A 13,742-nucleotide genomic window follows, 5' to 3' on the forward strand; every position below is an offset into this window, starting at 1 on the left:
AATTCAGATTTGCCATAGCGTTGGGAAACAACCAATTGAAAAGCTAAATATTTTTTCAATACATATCCTGACAATAAAAAAACGCCCGTAGCTCCAGTGTTCTGAGTTACGGGCGTTTTTTATTCAGCGCAGTATAGTTGAGAAGGCAAGAATTGACAGGGCAGACGTGAATGTGAAATATACCTTGATAAGTATTAGTGCTTTTTCGTCTCACCAACCACTTTATCCATAACGGCAAATAATAGGCCAGATATTACGAATGTCATGTGAATAATGACTTTCCACATGAGTTTATCAGCATCGAGATCACTCATTTCAGTAGAGATGTCCATAAATGACTTTAAAAGATCAATCGCAGAAATGGCAACGATAGCGCCAATAAGCTTTAGTTTGAGACCAGAAAAATCGACCTTACCCATCCAGCTAGGCCGATCAACATGATCACCGATGTCGATTTTTGAGACAAAAATCTCGTAGCCGCTGAATATTATGATGAGTAACAAGCTGGCAACCAAGGAGATATCGACCAGCACCAGTATATCGACGATGACGTTTGCCTCAGAGGCGGTCCAGATATTGGCAAACATATACCAAAGTTTTTGGACAAATTTGACAAATAATAAAATAATGCCCAGAACCAAACCTAAGTAAAAAGGTGCCAGCAGCCAGCGACTACTAAAGATAGTTTGTTCTAAAGGTTTTTCGAGCTTTTTTAACATATAGATCTCTTGATGATCGGAGTAGCGCTGTTTCTATTGCCGTTGTTGTTATGCTATAGGAGACTGTCAACACACTGCGATTTAAGCTTTAACCGTCTTTTTATTTAAAACAAATATTGATACTGCGCCCAAAATTACGGCGCTTGCCACTATAAACCGCATGGTCAAGGGTTCAGATAAGAAAAGCATGCCAGCAATAGCGGCCAGTACAGGGACACAAAATTGCACTACTGCCGCTTGCGTACTCTTTAGTAGTGGCATGGCAACGTACCAAAGGCTGTAACCTATACCAGAGGCAACCGCACCTGAAAGACACGCCAGCAGAACCCCTTCTATACTAACTTCTACTAAGTAACTCATTCCTGCTAACAGTAGTATCGGAATAGCGACGAGGCTTCTGATAAAATTAAAGCCAGTTGTCCGTAGTGGTGACACGCACACTTTACCGCGGATGCTATAGATGCCCCAGGCCGCGCCACTTATTGCCATGATCATAGCACCAAGTAGCGAGGGTACTGCCGCTGAAGGGAGCATCAAGTAAATAAAACCTGCGAGCGCCACCAAAAGTGCCCCCCATTGTAGGGTACTCAGCTGCTCTTTTTGATAAATACCCCAACCAATCATGGTCAGTTGCACCGCTGAAAACAAAATAAGCGCCCCAGTGCCGGTGTCTAGCTCCACATACGCAATCGAAAAACAAAGGGCATAAACCACTAAGCTAACACTACTGAGCCAACTGCCTTTGTCTTTTAAAATGGCATTATTGAGCATATCGTCGTTTTTTGCGCTCTTACGTCGTATATTATAAGTATAGACCGTCATGATAATACCAAGGCAGACCGCGCCGCTCAGTAGCCGAATAATGGTAAAATTCCAAGGATCAATATAGCCTCCTGCTAAGGCCATTCTGCATAGGAGAGAATTTGCGGCAAATGCCATCAAGGCAATAATTGTGTATAAGGTGGCTTTCAAAAATAATTCCTAATAAGATATAACAAGCGTAGCGCAAACCACATTCCAAGCTAAGGAACCAAGATACAAAGCACCTGCAACCCGAACGATGTCATATGTGACTGGAACAGCCTTGAATAAAGTGGCCAAACCTAATGCCGAAGCGAACATATAAAATACGAACCCAAGACCAATTCCTGCCAGCGAAATCGTACCTGCTAATCGACCTTGAGAAATAGATCTTGAGGTCAAACATAACATGTTGGGCCCCGGTGTTAGCACAATTCCTAATGCTATTACGGCCACAGCAGCTAAGCTTCCACTTGTAATCATACATTAACGCCTTTTAATGGTAGTTAAAGTCTAAAAAAGTGATTAGTAGGTTAACAATAACGTAACTCAACGAACGGTAAACCGAAGGAAGCCTCATTTACTATATAAATAGCCTAAGCAATACATTTTAATTAATTGAAATATTTTAACCATCTTACTACCTGTCGAACTCTGTCATCTCTATTCCCGCCAATCCGTCGAAACTGCTTATCGTGGCGATCGAACTCATCAGCAAAACGGGCGCTTATCTCTTTGCGTTCATGTGGGCTATCCCGTAAGTCGTCGGCAACCCAAGGGATATCGACTTCGGTGAGTAAAATTAAGTCATAATAATGTACTAATGCAGCTTGCGTAATGGCATTAGGACAATCGCCATAGTACCAGTTGGCATAAATCATCAACTCAAACAGACTGGTATCACAAAACAAATAGCCAGTAGTTTGTTCGGCCTGTTTCGCTAGTCTGTTTTCTAAGTCTATCTGGCCTTGAGCTATGGGCAATAAATCGTCCCAGGTACAGGTTTTTTGCTCTCTGTCCCATTTCGCCTGCAAATAGGTGCGCATATATTCTGGCACCCAGTGGCTATCAAAATGCGTCGCCAAATCCCGACATAAGCTGGTCTTGCCAGTACTTTCTGCGCCTAAGATGGCAATTTTGATCACCGATTCAGGCGTATGCTGCGTTAAATTGAAGGCGGTAGCGTCGTTGCCATTCATAATATGCCCAGATTGCAATGAGAGTAAACACCACGTACTGTAGTGCGGTAAAGGTCAGTCCTTTATAGAAGTACAGCGGCACTGAAATCGCATCAGCCACTATCCATAGTAGCCAGTGCTCAATTTTGCGGCTTGCCATTAACCACATTGCCATCAAAAATAGGGCAGTGGTCAGCATATCGGTATAATCGACCCAAGTAAATAAGTGTAGACCTAACACCGCGCCATCAAAGCTAAAGTTATTATTGATTACTGGTCGGAAATAATAAATTAAAGCGACAAACACTACTGTTGCAAAGGCAATCCCTGCTAGAATAGGTATGTCGCGTGACTGGATATGCTCAATGCGTACCTTGTTTTGAGACTGCTGGTCTGGCTGCTGGCTGTTGCCCTGACTCACTTTGGCTTTCTGACTGATACAGGTTTTGCTCTTTGACCAATTGACCCAGCCATATAAGCTCATTACCGTGTAATAGGCATTGATGAACATATCGCCAAACAGCTGCCATTTCCATAACAGATAAACGAAAATAGCGGTACTTACCAAACCGATAGGGAAGACCAAAATATTAGTCTTGCGGGCAAGCAGCACACTTGCCACGCCAAACACCACCGCAATCAGTTCCAGCACAATAAACAGCATGGGATAATCAGCATACTGTCCGAATAGCCAATCAAAAAACCCTATCATTGCATCTCCTTTTATTGTCTGTAAAACTCAAGATTTTAATTTTTGGTAATTATATAGTAGGTAGGCCAAAATTAAGCCAATCTTTACCCGTTATCTACTTGAAATAGATTATTTGTAACAAAGTATTAGAAAAAATATAATATTCAGGCATAATAAAGACATTGATTTTAAGTTTACAGTTATTCACCGAACCATTATTCATTGAAAGTAGCCTGCGCTATTTTCTCTCCCTTTTATGCTTATTCATAAGCGACACAGTAGTAGACAAGGAAGCTTATCATGACGATTTGTATCACCGGCACTGGCCTGTATATCCCCCCTTATAGCATCAGTAACGAAGAGCTGGTATTGTCATTCAACCAGTATGTCGATAACTATAACGAACAACATGCTGACGAGATAGCCGCAGAGACGGTTACGCCGATTCAGCATTCATCGGCTGAGTTTATTGAAAAAGTATCTGGTATTCAATCACGCTATGTGATGGAAAAAGACGGTATTTTAAACCCTGAAATCATGGCTCCGGTTATTGCCTATCGCAACTTAGGCGAAGAGCTTTCCATCATGGCTGAAATGGGTGCAGCAGTGCTTAGAGACGCGCTAGCAGATGCTGGACTAGAAGCCAATGATCTGGACGGTATTATTCTTGCCTGCTCAAACTTCCAGCGTACGTATCCAGCAGTAGCTATCGAGATTCAGAACGAAATCGGTATGATTGGCGGTTTCGCTTATGATATGAACGTAGCTTGTAGTGCCGCGACCTTTGGTTTATCACAAGCACACGGCTCAATCGTATCGGGTCTTGCCAAACGGGTGGCCGTAGTCAACGTTGAGATTACTTCCGCGCATCTCAACTGGCGCAACCGTGATAGCCACTTTATCTTTGGTGATGTCGCAACCGCTTGTATCGTAGAAGAACTTGATACGCCAAAAGGTTATGAGATTCTCAACTCTAAGCTATTTACTGAGTTTTCAATCAATATCAAAAACGAATACGGCTTTATGGATCGCTCAGAGTTCTTAGCTGCCGAAACGCAGATGTATCCGGATATCAAAGAGCCAGTAACAGACAAGCTATTCTTACAGAATGGCCGCAAAGTGTTTCGTGAAGTCTGTCCAAAGGTGTCAGAGATCATCACCGAGCACTTGCATGAAAATGACTTGCAAGCGAGTGATGTGAAGATGATGTGGCTACATCAAGCCAATGCCAATATGCTGGACTTAATTTTACGCACTGTGGTTGGACGTGATGCGGATAAAGCCATTGCTCCAAGCGTAATTGCTGAATTTGCCAATACCAGTTCAGCCAGCCCGATGATTGTATTCCATCGCTACAAAGGTTCACTACAATCAGGTGATCTAGGGGTGATTTGCTCGTTTGGTGCCGGTTACTCGATTGGTTCAGTCTTAGTACGTAAAGTTTAAAATCTGAGACTATAAGCTTAAGTAACTAACTTACTCGCACTATCAAAACTGAAGCGCACTATCAAAATAGCCAAGAGCAATCTTGGCTATTTTTTATGGTTTGGATTTTTATTATTATTGCTCGTTGAGGATAGTTATTGAGCTTATTTAGAGACCTTTGACGATATAAGCGCTAAGTTTACGCAGGGGTTTTAATTTAACTGCAAAAATTTGCTATAATCGCGGTCTTATTTCCATCATTTAGATAAAGTTGAGTTATGAAAGAATCCTTGCGCCTGCGTTTAGACCAGATGGTAGATCGTTATGAAGAGGTTACTGCCTTATTATCCGATCCTGGTGTCATTAGCGATAATAATAAATTCCGTGAACTGTCCGTTGAGCACAGCGATTTGATGGACATCACTACGCTGTGGTTGAATTATGGCCACGCAGAAGCCGACCAAGCAGATGCCGAAGTGATGCTAGCAGACGCCTCAGATCCTGAAATGAAAGAGATGATGCATGACGAGATTGATAATGCGCGTGATACCATTGTACAAATGGAAGAGGCGCTCAACGTCATGATGTTGCCTAAAGACCCCAACGATAAAGTTCCAGCATTTTTGGAGATTCGTGCGGGTACAGGTGGTGATGAAGCGGCGATTTTCTCAGGTGATCTGTTTCGAATGTACCAAAAGTATGCACAGACTCAAGGGTGGACAATGGAAGTATTATCAGCCAGTGAAGGTGAGCATGGCGGTTATAAAGAGATTATTACCCGTGTATCGGGTAACAGCGTCTATGGTCGTCTAAAGTTTGAATCTGGGGTGCATCGTGTTCAGCGTGTGCCTGAGACTGAAAGCCAAGGCCGTGTACACACATCAGCTTGTACTGTGGCAGTGATGCCGGAAGTTGAGATTGATGATACGGTAGATTTAAACCCTGCAGACATTCGTTTTGATACCTTTCGCTCGAGTGGCGCAGGTGGTCAGCATGTCAACACGACTAACTCAGCCGTACGCTTAACCCATATTCCAACTGGTACTGTAGCAGAGTGTCAGCAAGAACGTAGCCAGCATAAAAACCGCGCGCAAGCTATGAAAATGCTGATCTCAAGAATTCAACAAGTCAAAGTGCAAGCTCAGGTGGATGCAGCAGATACTATACGCCGTGACTTGGTCGGTAGCGGCGATCGTAGTGAGCGTATCCGCACTTATAACTTCCCGCAAGGGCGCATGACTGATCACCGTATTAATCTAACGCTATATAAGCTTGACGCCATTATGGAAGGCGATATGGATGAATTGCTTGATTCACTATTACGTGAGCACCAAGCAGATTTGATGGCCAGTATTGGTGGCGAGTAAGTACTGTGCAGTCAGTTCAAAATAGAACAGATATAGATATGATAACGTGTTACTGGTACAAACTTCCCTCGCTTGCTGTGCGAATTTACTCCAGAGGCTTCGGAAAATTTATCCTAGCAGCACTGTATTCTTTTTAAGATAAATCGACTCTATTTGAGTTATATGATTCTGTGCGCTTAGTGCCTTATCTTGAACACCTAATGAAGTGGCGATTAATATTGCTATCTTCCCAAAATGGGAATATGATTAAGCTATATGAGAGTCATTGCGAAAAGTACTTTATATAAATTTTGGCAACGACCCAACTGTGGGGATGCAAAAGGTCAGCTTGAAGCATGGTATGATTTTGCTATAAAAGCAAATTGGGAATCGCCCCAAGACATAAAAAATGCTTTTAAAAATGCCAGCATATGCGCTAATAATCGAGTGGTTTTTAATATTGCTGGTCATAAATATCGATTGGTTGTAGAAATGCAATATCAAGCGAGCATTGTTTGGGTAAAGTTTATTGGTACTCATGCAGAGTATGACAAAATCGATGTCGAGGTGGTAAATGAATATTAAGCCAATCCGAAATGATCAAGATTTGAAGCAAGCGTTCAAACAATTAGAGTCGGTGTTTCAAGCATCTAAAGGCAGCATTGAGGCTGATACTCGTGATGTATTGGTTACCTTGATTGAATCTTATGAAAACCGATATTATCCAATTGAACATGCAGAAGCCGTTGAGGCCATTAAATTTCAGATGGAAAATTTGAATCTAAACCGGCAAGATTTAGAACAATATCTAGGAGCGCCGAGTAAAGTATCTGAGGTTTTGAATCGCAAGCGCCCATTAAGCTTATCAATGATAAAAAAATTGCATAGAGAGCTTAATATCCCGTATGAAAGCTTAATTCACTAAATTAATGTACTGCTATCACTAAGACTATATTTAAGCAGTTTTTAAAACTGCTTTTTTATTTTATAGTTAACTTTTAAAAACTATCCAACAATTTTGAGAGCGTTATGTCAAAGCAAAACAACGAAGAAAAAGCCCCAACTTTAGAAGACGCAAACGAACTTATTGCTCAGCTGCAAACCAAATTAGATGATATTAGTGCTTCTGGTAAGCAGCCTTACCCCAATCAGTTCAAACGTACCGATTACGCTCAAGACTTGCAAACGGCCTTTGAGAGTATTCCAAAGCAAGAAATTGAAGATAACGCTGCTAAGGGTGAAAAAACTCAGGTTAATATTGCTGGTCGTGTCATGCTCAATCGTGGGTCATTTATTGTTATTCAAGATATGAGCGGTCGTATTCAGCTATACGTCGCACGCAAAGAGCTGGATCCAGAGATGCTTGCTAGCATTAAGTCCCTAGACTTAGGCGATATCGTTGGCGTATCTGGCTATATTGGTCGCTCAGGAAAAGGCGATTTATATGTGCATATCGAAGAATTGCATTTACTGACTAAATCATTACGTCCAATGCCAAACAAGTTTCATGGCTTAGCGGATGTTGAAGCCCGTTATCGTAATCGCCACCTAGATTTGATGACTAACGAATCGACTCGCGATACCTTTATTATTCGTAGCCAAGTGGTGAGTGGTATTCGTCAATTTATGTTGAATGAGCGCTTTATGGAAGTTGAAACGCCCATGATGCATACCATTCCTGGTGGTGCGGTAGCGCGTCCGTTTGTCACCCATCATAATGCCCTAGATATGCCGCTATATTTACGTATTGCACCTGAGCTTTATTTGAAACGACTAGTGATTGGCGGTTTTGAACGGGTATTTGAGATTAACCGCAGCTTTCGTAACGAAGGAGTCTCAACCCGCCATAACCCTGAATTCACTATGATTGAGTTTTATCAAGCGTATGCGGATTACCATGATTTGATGGATTTAACCGAGCGCTTGTTTAACCAGCTAGCGACTGATATTTTGGGCAGTACTGAGCTGACTTATCAAGACGAGACCATCAGTCTAAAAGCACCATTCGCACGCATATCAATGTCTGATGCTATCGCGCAATATGCTGAAGGTTTTGATATGGCGCATATTGATGACCGCGATTACTTAGCCGACTATGTATCGAATACGCTTAAGCAGCAAGTGAAAGACGTCTTTGGGGCTGGTAAATTAAAAACGATTGTTTTTGAAGAAACGGCTGAGCATCAATTGCGTCAGCCCACCTTTATTACGGAATACCCAGCTGAGACCTCACCGCTGGCTCGCCGTAATGATGACAACCCTGAGATTACCGATCGCTTTGAGCTATTCATCGGTGGTCGCGAATTGGCTAATGGCTTTAGTGAGTTAAATGATCCTGCTGATCAGGCGGAGCGTTTCCGCGGCCAAGTTGCCGAAAAAGACGCGGGCGATGATGAAGCCATGCACTTCGATGAAGACTATATCGAAGCCTTATCTTATGGCTTGCCACCAACGGCAGGCGAGGGTATCGGTATTGATCGCTTAGTGATGTTATTTACGGATTCGGCCAGTATTCGCGATGTGATTCTATTCCCGCACATGCGCCGTAAGCCTGCTAAAGATTAAGGATAGTTAAGCAAATACAAACCTGTTTCAGAGTTAGACTTGCTTAGTGTACGACATGTAAAATCTTAGTCGGTCTTTCTTGTACTAGGTTTATATTTAGTGCACTACGGCACTAAATTGCACACACTTGATGACCCTTTGTTAAACCTGCTCAAAGCCAGACGTATGCGCTGGCTTTTTGCTATAATAAGCACTCTAAAATAAGTACTCCTAAATAAGCAATCTAAGCTACTTGGCAAAATGGATAGATATGACGCAGCAATATCAAGTCTTAGCCCGTAAATATCGCCCCAAAAACTTCCATGAGTTAATTGGGCAGACACATGTCTCACAAGCGTTGATTAATGCGATTGATTATAATCGTCTGCATCATGCTTATCTGTTTACTGGCACGCGCGGTGTGGGTAAGACGACTATTGCACGTATTTTATCCAAGTGTCTGAACTGTGATATGGGCGTTACCAGCACCCCGTGCGGCGTATGTGATAATTGCGTGGCGATTGATCAAGGTCGCTTTATCGATTTGATTGAAATTGATGCCGCTTCTCGTACCAAGGTTGAGGACACGCGTGAGTTGCTCGATAATGTTCCTTATGCGCCAAGCCAAGGACGCTATAAGGTTTACCTCATTGATGAAGTGCATATGCTGTCGACGCACAGCTTTAATGCGCTTTTAAAAACGCTAGAAGAACCGCCTGAGCATGTCAAGTTCTTGCTGGCAACTACCGATCCGCAAAAACTACCGATTACTATTATTTCGCGCTGCTTGCAGTTTGTGCTGCGTCCTCTGCCGCAAACTCTGCTCAGTGAACATTTGGCAAACGTCTTAACCCAAGAACAAGTCGCCTACACTCAGCCAGCATTATGGCAGCTGGCAAGTGCGGCTAAAGGTTCAGTACGTGATGCTTTGTCATTGACCGATCAGGCCATTGCCTTTGGTCAAGGCGCTCTTGATGATGTGACGGTTAATGCGATGCTTGGTTTGATTGATGCGGCCGACTTGGTGCGCTTAATCACTGATATCTATAACCATGACAAATCTGCAGTTGCGGCTCATATCGAACAGATGCGCGCGCAAATGGTTGATGCTTCCAGTATGTTTGATGGACTCGCTGAGCTACTGCATCAATTGGCACTAACCCAGCTGCTGCCTAAAGTTGCCCTTAATGTAAATGAGGCACAAGCGCAAACTATAAACACGCTCGCGCAGCATATCAGTCCTGATGTCTTACAGTTGTATTATGAGATTGTCGTAAAAGCGCGCGAAGGTATCAAGCTTGCCAGTACGCCGATGCAAGCGCTTGAGATGTGTATTTTGCGCCTATTAGCGTTTCGTCCGTTGCCTGTTGATGAGATGTTAGTAACCACTGCTACTGAGGTTTCAGATTCTGCAACTTCTACCGGGCATGTCGCAACGTCAGCGCCTGAGTCCCAACCTTACAATGTTGATTATGAGGTTGCTAATAACGCTGATCATGAGATTGCTCATGAGATTGTTAAGCAAGAGGAAAATAACGCTACGCCAATAGATGATGTAACAGCGGTAAGTGAAGCAGAATCTAGTTTATTGACAAGCACTACAGACAATAATGAACATTTAGATATCAGTGATGATATTAGTAACGATATTACGGTTGATGAGGAGTCTAATGACATTTATCGAACTCATGAGCCAACCGCTGATAATAATACCGTAGAGTCAGAACCCATTGCGGAACCCATTGCGGAACCCATTGCGGAACCCATTGCGGAACCCATTGCGGAACCCAGCGGAAATGATTCTCAGTTAATACAACAGACTGACGACCCACGTATCTTGTTGCGTTGTTCCCCACAACAAATGACCGGCGAATGGACACCGGGAAAGTGGGATTATTGGCTCCAAACAGCTCGTGAAGACGACATGCTAGCGCAAGATGAGCTGGCCTTAGCGCGCCAAGGTATGATGACGGGCGTATGTAATGGCAAAGCAGTATTTATCACTAGTGTGGATAGTAAGCACTTGCAAGCGACTTTTCAACAGCTCGCGGAAAAATTGCAACAGCAATTCACACAAGCAGAGATTAGTTTGCAAATTGATAGCAGTGTCATGACAGCCGATGACAAAACCCCTGAGCGTCGTCAACGTCAGCGATTGGTACAAGCGACAGCGGTAGCAGAATCAAGGTTATTTAACTCACCCGTGATGCAATACCTGACTGATCGCCGCGAAGGAAAAATGGGCAAGGTTCAGTTATATTAAACAGTCAATAAGGCTTTCAATAATCCTCCTTTTTAAATTTAATCATAAATAAATGTTGATTTTTGCTATCGGAATAGTCTATAAAATATCTATAACCTTGATATAATTGATTTTATTTTATGTTAAGCACGGTAGTTATGACGTGAGAGATGTATTTAAAAACTGTAAAATTAACCAAAATCAGCTATAATGGTTAAGTTATATTAAAAACTGTAAAATAGCTTAGGTGAAAGTATGATAGATAATTTACGCGGTATGGCCGTGTTCGCCAGTGTGGTCGGACACGGCTCTTTCAGTGGTTCAGCTCGCGAGCTTGGTATCACAACCAGCGCGGTCAGCCAACAAATTCGGGCACTAGAAAATGAGCTGGGTGTGGTATTACTACATCGCTCGACTCGTAAGCTGAGCCTAACGGAAGCGGGTGCGAGCTTTTATGACGCTGCAAAAGACGTGGTCAGCGCTGCTGAGCAAGGCAGAATTAAAGTTAATCAGCTGCGTGATGAATTAGCAGGTAGTTTACGAATCGCTACCACGCCTGAGCTCGGGGTTAATCATATTTTACCGGCTTTATCCACTTGGATGGCGGCACATGACGATCTGAGTATCACTTATTTGGCAGACAATCATTATATCGATATGATTGATGAGCGTATCGATATTGCCGTTCGTATGAGCCCAAATATCAATGACTCAACCTTAAGCAGTCATCCACTGACTGATGTGCGTCAAATGCTGGTCGCCTCACCACAGTATTTACGTCAACACAAAAAGATCGAAACCCCCAAAGATTTAGCCGACCATCATCTAATTTGTATCGATATCATGAAAGACTCTAATCATGTTGATTTGACTCAGACAGAAACGAGTAAAAAAACACGAGCAAAAATGACCTCGCGTATCCATACCAATAACGTCTTTATGGCGACCACTTTGGCTAAAGAAGGCCATGGTCTGGTTAGAATGATGGAGATGGATGTTAAAAAAGAGCTAGAGAGTGGCGAATTGGTCGAAGTATTGACTGGCTTTCAGCTACCAAGCTTTGTGCTATATGCCGTCACCTTAAACCGTGAGCAACAACCGGCAAAAATTACTCGTTGCCTAGAAGTATTGAAAAAATACTTTCATGCTAGCTAGAGCTCATACCTTTTAATATTTTAGCGCAGAAGTCCCCTACCTCTAAGGTAGTGGGCTGAATGCGTCTTGACAAAATCTCGCTTAGTTGCTAAATTCTACTTAAGGAACAGCATTTCAGACCTTTAGAGCAATCTAATAACATCATCGTTAGTCTGTCACCGAATTGCTTGAAAACAGCAATAATGTGAACCCTCGGTGCGAGGGGGATAGCTCGGTAAACTTGCCTAACCGCTATTGCAGAACATCGCAAATAAGTATGGGTATTACCCAAGAAACCCCTACCTCTTAGGTAGTGGGTAGTTCATTTCAGTGGTTGTATGAAGAATTACATCAATAGTGAAGAGTAAAAAATAAATATAGAACATCAAAAAAGCCCCTCAATAATTTTATTGTGGGGCTTTTTTTTGACTAAATTGTCATGAATACTGTCAAAGCCGTTGTTTTGAAAACTTCTATTTAGAATAGGGGTTTTAACAATTCTAGCAAACGCTCAACCACTTGTTCGCTTTCATCACGGCTCATATTGAGTGGTGGTAGCAAACGAATGACATGCCCGCCGGTGACGTTGATAATCAGTTTTTGCTCATCACGGGCGCGGTCAACCAGCTGGCTACAATCCATGGTCTCAGGTAGCACAATACCGATCATCATCCCAGCCCCGCGACTGCTGACGCCATATTGGCCTAGCGCATCAGTCATGCTGTCACGGATAAACTGTCCCTCAGTGACGGCATTTTCCATGATGTTACTATTGGCTAATACGTCATAGACACTATGAACTACTCGGCTTGCCAGCGGCGTACCACCATAAGTAGAGCCATGACTACCGGCACCAAACAAGCCATTGGCTCGTCCGCGTACCATACAAGCACCGACTGGGAAACCGTTACCAAGCCCCTTTGCTGTGGTCAATACATCAGGACGAGCATTGCTATGTTGATACGCAAAGTATTTTCCCGTACGTCCGTTACCCGTCTGTACTTCATCCAGCATGAACAGCCAGTTATGAGCATCACATTCAGCTTGTAGTTGTTCTAAGTAAGCAAATCCATTGGCAGCGGTATTGAGACCGCCTTCACCTTGAATAGGCTCTACAAATATCGCGCAGATGTCATCGTGTTCTTTCGCTACTTTTTGAATCGCTTCAATATCATCAAAAGGCACACGGATAAAGTCGTCCTCTAAGGTAAAAAAGCCTTCACGCGCCTTAGGGTTGGCAGTCGCTGATAATGATAATAAGGTACGACCATGGAATGACTGTTCCATCACAATGACTTTAGGACGTTTAAAACCTTGCTGATGGGCATATAATCGCGCCATTTTTAAGGCTGCTTCATTCGCTTCAGCGCCACTATTAGCAAAAAATACACTGTCCATTTCTGCCGCACTACATAAGGCTTCGCCGGCACGCTCTTGCCAATCGATACCAAATAAATTACTGGTATGTACCAAGGTCGCTGCCTGTTGCTGAATAGCTTGCGTTACTTGCGGATGGCAATGACCCAAACCGCAAACTGCAATACCGGTCAGCGCATCTAAATACGGCGTGTCATCCTGCGTATAGAGCCAACTGCCCGCACCGCGGGTAAAGCTAATCGGTTGACGATTATAAGTAGGCATCAGATAAGTAGCTGACATAGT

The 13,742-nt window shown here is 43.1% G+C and carries 13 protein-coding genes; 7 read left to right on the plus strand and 6 right to left on the minus strand.

From position 1 onward, the window contains the following. Positions 1 to 194 precede the first annotated feature (194 nt). From U1P77_RS04245 to pnuC, 5 genes are all read right to left on the minus strand, one after another. Positions 195 to 719 (minus strand): TIGR00645 family protein, encoded by a 525-nt coding sequence (locus U1P77_RS04245; RefSeq protein ID WP_321156138.1) that lies wholly within the window; start codon positions 717 to 719, stop codon positions 195 to 197. 81 nt (positions 720 to 800) lie between these two features. Beyond that, positions 801 to 1,691, minus strand: coding sequence for a DMT family transporter (locus U1P77_RS04250; protein ID WP_321156139.1), 891 nt, complete (start codon positions 1,689 to 1,691; stop codon positions 801 to 803). A 9-nt stretch (positions 1,692 to 1,700) separates the two neighbouring features. Further along, positions 1,701 to 2,003, minus strand: coding sequence for a LysE family translocator (locus tag U1P77_RS04255; RefSeq protein WP_321156140.1), 303 nt, complete (start codon positions 2,001 to 2,003; stop codon positions 1,701 to 1,703). A 131-nt stretch (positions 2,004 to 2,134) separates the two neighbouring features. Next, positions 2,135 to 2,719, minus strand: coding sequence for an ATP/GTP-binding protein (locus tag U1P77_RS04260; RefSeq protein ID WP_321156141.1), 585 nt, complete (start codon positions 2,717 to 2,719; stop codon positions 2,135 to 2,137). Then, entirely contained in the window at positions 2,670 to 3,410 is a 741-nt protein-coding gene (pnuC, locus tag U1P77_RS04265) for a nicotinamide riboside transporter PnuC (RefSeq protein ID WP_321156142.1), read from the minus strand. The genes U1P77_RS04260 and pnuC overlap by 50 nt, the downstream gene beginning before the upstream one ends. 279 nt (positions 3,411 to 3,689) lie before the next feature. Here pnuC and U1P77_RS04270 point away from each other — a divergent pair, with 279 nt between their 5' ends. From U1P77_RS04270 to U1P77_RS04300, 7 genes are all read left to right on the plus strand, one after another. Beyond that, complete coding sequence (locus tag U1P77_RS04270) at positions 3,690 to 4,835, plus strand: beta-ketoacyl-ACP synthase III (protein ID WP_321156143.1); 1,146 nt, start codon at positions 3,690 to 3,692, stop codon at positions 4,833 to 4,835. A gap of 257 nt (positions 4,836 to 5,092) precedes the next feature. Further along, positions 5,093 to 6,181 (plus strand): peptide chain release factor 1, encoded by a 1,089-nt coding sequence (gene prfA, locus U1P77_RS04275; protein WP_321156144.1) that lies wholly within the window; start codon positions 5,093 to 5,095, stop codon positions 6,179 to 6,181. 255 nt (positions 6,182 to 6,436) lie between these two features. After that, positions 6,437 to 6,745, plus strand: a complete 309-nt coding sequence (locus tag U1P77_RS04280) for a type II toxin-antitoxin system HigB family toxin (protein ID WP_321156145.1) — start codon at positions 6,437 to 6,439, stop codon at positions 6,743 to 6,745. Next, positions 6,735 to 7,085: a helix-turn-helix domain-containing protein gene (locus tag U1P77_RS04285; RefSeq protein WP_321156146.1), complete on the plus strand. Its 351-nt coding sequence runs from the start codon at positions 6,735 to 6,737 to the stop codon at positions 7,083 to 7,085. Before U1P77_RS04280 ends, U1P77_RS04285 begins: the two co-directional genes overlap by 11 nt. Before the next feature lie 104 nt (positions 7,086 to 7,189). Next, positions 7,190 to 8,725 (plus strand): lysine--tRNA ligase, encoded by a 1,536-nt coding sequence (gene lysS, locus U1P77_RS04290; protein ID WP_321156147.1) that lies wholly within the window; start codon positions 7,190 to 7,192, stop codon positions 8,723 to 8,725. A gap of 250 nt (positions 8,726 to 8,975) precedes the next feature. Further along, the gene (gene dnaX, locus U1P77_RS04295) at positions 8,976 to 10,967 is read left to right on the plus strand and encodes a DNA polymerase III subunit gamma/tau (RefSeq protein ID WP_321156148.1); all 1,992 of its coding nucleotides are present in this window, start codon (positions 8,976 to 8,978) and stop codon (positions 10,965 to 10,967) included. 234 nt (positions 10,968 to 11,201) lie between these two features. Beyond that, positions 11,202 to 12,101: a LysR family transcriptional regulator gene (locus tag U1P77_RS04300; protein ID WP_321156149.1), complete on the plus strand. Its 900-nt coding sequence runs from the start codon at positions 11,202 to 11,204 to the stop codon at positions 12,099 to 12,101. A gap of 456 nt (positions 12,102 to 12,557) precedes the next feature. Here the strand turns inward: U1P77_RS04300 and U1P77_RS04305 are convergent, their stop codons facing one another. Continuing rightward, positions 12,558 to 13,739 (minus strand): aspartate aminotransferase family protein, encoded by a 1,182-nt coding sequence (locus tag U1P77_RS04305; protein ID WP_321156150.1) that lies wholly within the window; start codon positions 13,737 to 13,739, stop codon positions 12,558 to 12,560. Positions 13,740 to 13,742 lie beyond the last annotated feature (3 nt).

The organism is Psychrobacter sp. LV10R520-6, from assembly GCF_900182925.1.
In the GTDB taxonomy this organism is placed as follows: domain Bacteria; phylum Pseudomonadota; class Gammaproteobacteria; order Pseudomonadales; family Moraxellaceae; genus Psychrobacter.